Raw genomic sequence first — 5,229 nt, 5'->3', positions numbered from 1 at the left:
GGAAGGCGAGGACGTTGAGGTCGCACATGACCTGCATGTATTCGCTGCGCTTGTCGCCGATGGGGATTTTGATCTCGATGGGCGGGGTGTCGGTGGCGCGGTGGCGGCTGGGGGCGAGGCCGGATTTTTCGAGGGCGGCTTCTTTTTGTCGATACTCGATGGCGGCGATGCGGCGCTCGACGGCGCGGACGCTGTCGAGGTATTCATCGAGCTTTTGCTGGTCGTCCTGCGGGAGCTGCTTTCTCAAGTCGCGTGCGCCGGTGATGACGAGATCGAGCATGGAGCGATCAAGCGCCTGGGCTTGCGCATTGGCGGCGCTGGTGGGGCCGCGGCTGCTGCCGGGTGTGTTGCTTTGATTGAAAAGGCGGTTGAGGACGTTGCGGGGATTGATCTCGGCGGGGACGGCCTGGGTGGCGGAGCGGAAGCTGCAGTGGGAGTAGTAGCCTTCGTTGAGCCCTTCCTGATTTTCCTTGTGCGTCTGCGGCATGGTGGCGAGCTCGAGCGACGGGAGGGCGGTGAGTGCGCCGATGTAATTCGCGGCGATCTGATCGGCGGAGATGGCGATGTTGATGCGGTTGCGCTGGCGTGAGTCGGGGAGCTGGGCGGTGAGCCAGGTGGAGAGCTCCAGGGCATGCGGTGCGCCATTGAAGGGGGCGATGGGGATGCCGCCGATGCCTTTCATGAGGAGACACTGATCAAGGACGCCGCGCAGGGACTCAAGCGCAGGCGGCGGGGTGGTGAGGTAGCTCTCGGGCGTGGCGGGCCAGAACTGATCCATGATGACGCCGTGGGGCATGTACATGAAGCCGAGGCGGACGGGGGGACGCGCTGCTGCGATGGCGGCGGCGGCACTGGCGCTTTTTTTGGCGGTGTCTGCCCAGCCCATGACTTCGAGCAAGGGGAGCGCGAGGGTGGTACCTAGGCCGCGGAGGCAGGTGCGGCGGGAGATGAGGGGGCGGCGGGACATAGGGATGAAAGGTAGCAGGAGCGCCCTCGATATCTTTCTCCTACTCGTCCTCGATCCTTTAGCGGCCGCTGGATGATGAGGGATGGAAGAACTGAAAATTGAGAACTGAAAACTGAAAATTTTAAATTGGCCGGAGCGGTGTAGCGGGGCTGATGAGGGTGAGTCGTTGCACTGTAAGATACTGCGTGATGGTGTGTTTTCTAGCAGGAGGTAGATGGGGGTAGCGTTTCCGAGGTGCGGCTGTGAGGGGCCGAGGGCTGGCACACGCGCAATTGTTTGCAGACGGGTGGTGGTGGCTCATGCTAGACTCTGATTTTATGAGCCTGATCCCCATGCGTTTGTTGATGCTGTCTGCCGTGCTTTGCCTGGCGGGGTGCCGGTCTGTGGAAAGAGAAGGAGGTGGAGACAGCGCCCGGTTCAGCGGCGGCGATTCGTTTAATTCGACTGAATTAGTGATGGAGAACTCGAGGCTGTCGCAATACACGATCGGGCACAACGGCGCGAACCGAAAGAGGACGAAGACAAAAAAGCTCACGCCGGAGGAACTGGCCGCCTTTTGGAAGGACCTGGAACAAACAGGTGTGTACCGCTGGCGAACGCGGTACGAGCCCCATGGCAAAATCCCGCTCTCAGATCCCGGAAGCTGGGACATCACGATCTACAAGGACGGCAAGCAGGTGTTTCAATCGATGGGCTATGGAGGGTACCCGAGCGATGCGGACCCGCAGAAGACGACCTCGTTTGTAACGCCGGACCGCATGTATCGAGTGACCAATCTTTTTAAACCGGACCCGCGAGATCGGGCAAAACTGGCACCGCTGAAGGACGGTCATGAATGAGATGAGACGTACTCTTTGGATCACACACCTCGGCATTGAACGAAGCGCGGAGCTCTCGGTCCAAGGTCCCGTTTTGGAAGACTCCGAATGGTTCTGTGAGTGGTCTTGTGATATCCTTCATCCTCGGCCCAAACGAATCTACGGGAGCGATGAGATTTCAGCGCTCTACTACTGCCTGTCATTCATTGGAGCCTTCATCCGCGAAATGGAAGCGAGCGGCTATGGCGTGAAACACGAGACTAATGGTGATCACGGTGGATTCGACTTTGGAAATGCGGAATGGCCGGCAGATGCCCCAGCGCTGTCGAGGGAGGATGGAGGAAAGGCAATGTGAGAATGGGGCGGCTCACTCACCGGCCGATTCTTTGACGGTCTTTTGCCAAGAACGGCAGCCAACAAAAAGCCTGCCGGAGATCTCGTGGTCTCCGGCAGGCGTTGAGTTAATTGTGGGGATTAGCGGCGGCCGGAACGACTGCCGAAACTGAAATGAAAACCGGGTGCGCGGGAGGGGCCGCAGTTGCTGCCATGGCCATGGTTATGGCTCACAGGGCGGCAGTTATGACTGACAACGCGGTAGCCAAAGATGGGATGACCGTGGCAATCGCGACCGGTGATGACGCGTTCGCGATACACGGCGGTGCCGCAGGAGCCGCAGTTGTTCGCGAAGCTGCGGCTGGGGCTGGGGCCATGACTGTGGCCGTCAAACGCCTGCGAACTGGCAGGAGCGAAAACCGCAAGGCTGGCGGTGGCAGCGAGGAGGGTGAGGAGCTTTTTCATGATGAGTGGGAGGTTTGCTTTTGATTTGTTGCCGCATTCTTGCGGCGTGTTCATGAGACGCGGGGCGGCTGTGCGTATTCGAGATGAATGCAGATTTTTTTTTTGAAGACTGTGTGGATCCTGGCTGATGGGCTGACATGGAATGGTGTCAGGTCAATGAGGGCAGCGTGCCGATTCTTAACCGATGGAATGACGGTCGCCTGGCGGAGGCAGTGGGCTGGTTCAGCACGAATCCAAGGATACCCGGACTGGCGCCGGTGTCGTTTTCCTGCCGGGCGCATGAGATGAATGGTGCGAAATCGACGCTGGAATATGCGTCGGATTTTTTGTCAATTATTTGCATCCTGACCCCATTTTGCGCTGACCCCGTTTTCCGAGGAGCTGATGTGTGCGATGCTGGAAGCTGCGAAAATTTACGAATGATGGCCCTGGCGGGTGCCACGGGCTGGATTACTTCCGGATTTTTTCGACGAGCAGTGCGATGAATGTGAGCGCTGCGGGGCCGAGGGTGATGAGTGCTGCGGTCCATGAAGGATCGAGCTTCAAGGTCGGATGACTGGTGTGTAACATCACGCCGAGGGTGAAGAGGATCAGGAGGCTGAGGCCGTTGAGTTTCAGGATGGGCCTCCACAAAGCGGGGCCTTCGAAATAGGCGAAGGGCAGGATGACGAGCAGCACGGAGCTGATGACGAGGAAGATCCAGATGGCCGGGAGAATGAGTAGAAAACTCAGCGGGGGCACGGCATAGGCCAGGCGGGGCGGCAGCGGGGGCATTGGCAGTGACTGCTTTTAGGCGGGGTCATTTTTTGATTATTTGCACACTGACCCCATTTTGAGGGGGCTGCGGGGGCGCGGTTTGCCCTTTCGAGCAACTCATGGCGTGCGTGTGCTGGACACGCTTGCGGAGAATCATTGGCTCCCGCTTTTGGGTATTGGCTGGTATGCGTGAGTCACCGAGGACGGCGAAAGCGGTAGCTGCGTTCGTTCCTCACTTCGCGACCGCAGTCCATATGGTAGGAGTGCTCCAAGGGAGCTACTTCTTTGCGGGGGCGGCAGGAGGTGGCGTGAGCTTGGCTGCAGGAGCTGATGAGCGGTTTGCAGCGGGAGTTGGCGCGTGTTTGGCGGAGGGGGCTGGCGCGGGTTTCGCGGCGGGAGCAGGGACGCTGAGGGTTTCGACGATGCGGCGGTTGAGGAAGGGGTAGCTGGTGATGACGGAGGTGATGAGGGTCTGCATGCGGTGGTTGTCTTTCGCGATGCCCTGCATGAGCTGATCAATGATGAGTTCGTCGTAGCCTTCGAGCTGGCGGCAGAGGGCGTAGGCGAGGAGTTTTTCGGTGAGGTTGCGGGTGAGGTCGTCCTTGCGGGCGGCGATGATGGTCTTCAATTCGGCGGGGGTGCTGAAGTGCTTGCCGCCGGGGAGCTCGCCGGCGGCGTCGATGGGGCCGCCGGTGTCGTCCTGGGCGCGCCAGCGGCCGATGGCGTCGAAGTTTTCAAGGCCGAAGCCGATGGGGTCGAGGATCTTGTGGCAGTTGGCGCAGACGACGTTGGTGCGGTGGAGCTCGGTGCGCTGGCGGAGGGTGAGGTTGGCGATTTTCTTTTTGTCCTGCTTTTCCAAGGTGGGGACATTCGGCGGTGCGGGGGGGACGTGCTGGCCGAGGATCTGCTCGAGCACCCAGACGCCGCGCTTGACGGGGCTGGTGCGATTGGGGAAGGAGGTGACGGCGAGGATGCCGGGCATGCCGAGGATGCCGCCGCGATTGGGGTCGGGGAGTTTGACGCGGCGGAGGTTTGAGCCGGTGATAATGACGGGCTGTGAGGCGGTGACTGGGGAGTTATTGGATGCCAAGTTTTTGGCAAGGGAATGGGGAGCAATGGAATGGGGAGCCGGAGGGGGGGAGTTAGTGGCCGAGCTATTGGTGGTGTTAGTTGCCGGGGAGGTGGTGGATGGTGACTTAGTAGCTGAGTTAGGGGCTGCTGAGTTGGGGGAGGAAGAGGAGGATTTGGTGTTTGCTTCTGCGGTGTTTTTTGCGCCGAGATTGTAGAGGGCGGCGAGGGTCTCGTTGAGGTAGGTGTAGTCGGCGGTGATGAAGGTGGAGACGGGGGCGTTGTCGCGGATGATGCTGGTGAAAAAGAGGCGGGCTTCGTCGTACATGGCCTGACGGAGCGCGGGGGTCATCTGGGGGAATTTGGTGGTGTCGAAGGTTTTGTCGGCCAGATCGGCGAGGCCGAGCCATTGGGCGCCGAAGCCGTCGAAGAGGGCGCGGGAGCGGTCGTCTTTGAGCATGCGGGCGACCTGGGTCTTGAGGACGGCGGGGTCGTGGAGTTTGCCTTGATCGGCGAGGGTGGAGAGCTCGGGATCGGGCATGGTGGCCCAGAGGAGGTAGGAGAGGCGGGAGGCGAGCATCCAGTCGTCGAGGGGGAGGATCTCGGGCGCGGGTGGGGTGGGTGCGGGTGGGGTCCCCTGCCCTGGGGTGGAGGTCGAGGACGAGTTCGATGTGGTGGTGGTGCTGGAGGGGGTGATGTAGAGGAACTGGGGGGAGACGAGGGTGGCCTTGAGCATGAGGCGCAGGGCGTCTTGATGGGGGAGTTTGTTTTGAGTGGCGAGGTGGTAGACCTGCATGAGGACGTCGATTTCTGGATCGCTGG

Annotated in this window: 6 protein-coding genes; 2 read left to right on the top strand and 4 right to left on the bottom strand. The window is 60.5% G+C overall.

Annotation, left to right across the window (positions count from 1 at the left end):
* On the bottom strand, positions 1-967 hold a 967-nt coding region (locus ACIREA_RS26250), incomplete at its 3' end, for a DUF1552 domain-containing protein (RefSeq protein ID WP_397385285.1).
* Positions 968-1,284: 317 nt separating this feature from the next.
* Here ACIREA_RS26250 and ACIREA_RS26245 point away from each other — a divergent pair.
* Both ACIREA_RS26245 and ACIREA_RS26240 read left to right on the top strand, forming a co-directional pair.
* Positions 1,285-1,806 carry a hypothetical protein gene (locus ACIREA_RS26245; protein WP_397385284.1) on the top strand — a complete coding sequence of 174 codons (522 nt, stop codon included), beginning with the start codon at positions 1,285-1,287 and terminating at the stop codon, positions 1,804-1,806.
* Positions 1,799-2,140, top strand: a complete 342-nt coding sequence (locus tag ACIREA_RS26240; RefSeq protein WP_397385283.1) for a DUF6968 family protein — start codon at positions 1,799-1,801, stop codon at positions 2,138-2,140. Before ACIREA_RS26245 ends, ACIREA_RS26240 begins: the two co-directional genes overlap by 8 nt.
* Positions 2,141-2,259: 119 nt before the next feature.
* On the opposite strand, the gene ACIREA_RS26235 is transcribed toward ACIREA_RS26240, so the two are convergent.
* The 3 genes from ACIREA_RS26235 to ACIREA_RS26225 all read right to left on the bottom strand — a co-directional run.
* Positions 2,260-2,583: a hypothetical protein gene (locus ACIREA_RS26235; protein WP_397385282.1), complete on the bottom strand. Its 324-nt coding sequence runs from the start codon at positions 2,581-2,583 to the stop codon at positions 2,260-2,262.
* A gap of 450 nt (positions 2,584-3,033) precedes the next feature.
* On the bottom strand, positions 3,034-3,357 hold the full coding sequence (locus ACIREA_RS26230) for a hypothetical protein (protein WP_397385281.1): 324 nt from the start codon (positions 3,355-3,357) through the stop codon (positions 3,034-3,036).
* 259 nt (positions 3,358-3,616) lie between these two features.
* A partial coding sequence (locus tag ACIREA_RS26225) for a DUF1592 domain-containing protein (RefSeq protein WP_397385280.1) occupies positions 3,617-5,229 on the bottom strand: 1,613 nt, incomplete at its 5' end.

Source organism: Prosthecobacter sp. (genome assembly GCF_044373815.1).
In the GTDB taxonomy this organism is placed as follows: Bacteria; Verrucomicrobiota; Verrucomicrobiia; order Verrucomicrobiales; family Verrucomicrobiaceae; genus Prosthecobacter.
Note: the sequence above shows the minus strand (reverse complement) of the source record. Positions and strands in the feature narration are given on the sequence as shown.